Annotated in this window: 1 protein-coding gene; it reads right to left on the bottom strand. The window is 36.3% G+C overall.

The annotated features are described in order from the left end of the window. The coding region (istA, locus tag ACOI1C_RS22580; RefSeq protein ID WP_422512882.1) for an IS21 family transposase at window positions 1-868 on the bottom strand (868 nt) is incomplete at its 3' end. Between the last annotated feature and the right edge of the window lie 140 nt (window positions 869-1,008).

The raw sequence follows: 1,008 nt of genomic DNA, 5'->3' as shown, positions 1-1,008 counted from the left end.
TTTTTGTATTGTGATGTATCTTATAATTACCAGTCCTTTCTAACCATCGAAGGGTTGCGGCATTCCAATCAGCTAAATTATCATAGAGACGGTTTTTACTAAAATTGTTTTTGACAAACTTTACTACCTGTTCAACCTTTCCTTTTGACTCTGGATCACTTTTCCTACAAAGGTAAATTTTAAATCCTCTAGTAGAATGATACTTTGTAAAATCAGCTGTAAGTAACAAATCCCCAGCATTTTCACTGACAGATAATATGGCATCTTGGTCATAGACCATTTCCACAGGCATTCCTCCAAAGAAATGAAACGCGTTCTCGTGACATCTAATCATGTCTGTTGTTCGAAAAGGACGATCCAACCATTCCACATATTTATATCTTGAATGAGATAAAATGAATGCAATAAAGTAGAGTCGCTTATTACCACCACCATTTTGCTCAACAACGGTTTGTCCAAAGTCCACCTGAATCTGATAGCCCATCGGGCTCTCCGGAACCACCGAATAGATTCTCTGACGAACGACTTTTGGTATGTGGTATATCTCTCTTAATTCATTTACATAATTCCGGACAGTGTTTTCAGCCACTCCTTTAAAATCGAGTTTATCCTCTAACCAATCGAACACTTGTGCACTAGACAGATCTGGATGTTCTTTCAGCCAACTTAAGATTTGGTCTCGATAAGGGTCCAACTTCTTAATTCGATCCTTAAGAGAAATTACAAACTCTTCGAACTCATCAGGTGTCTTGCTTAGATATGCTTTCACTGTATTTCGAGACATCTTTAGCTTCCTAGCAATTGCATTAATTTTAAATCCTTCCTCTCTTAATTTCTTTATCTCTAGGTATTTCATAAATCTTTCCACTCCATTTTTCCCCACTTTCAATACACTAGATTAAGTATATTAAAAATGGCTATATTTTTGGGGAAACTGGTCAATCTTATTTGTGGGAAAGTGATCTATGTTAATTGTGAAATACTGCTCTCTCTAGTTTAGCGTTTACA

It is taken from the genome of Bacillus sp. DJP31, from assembly GCF_049310945.1.
GTDB lineage: Bacteria > Bacillota > Bacilli > Bacillales > SA4 > Bacillus_BS.
This window is presented reverse-complemented; position numbering and strand designations above follow the sequence as displayed.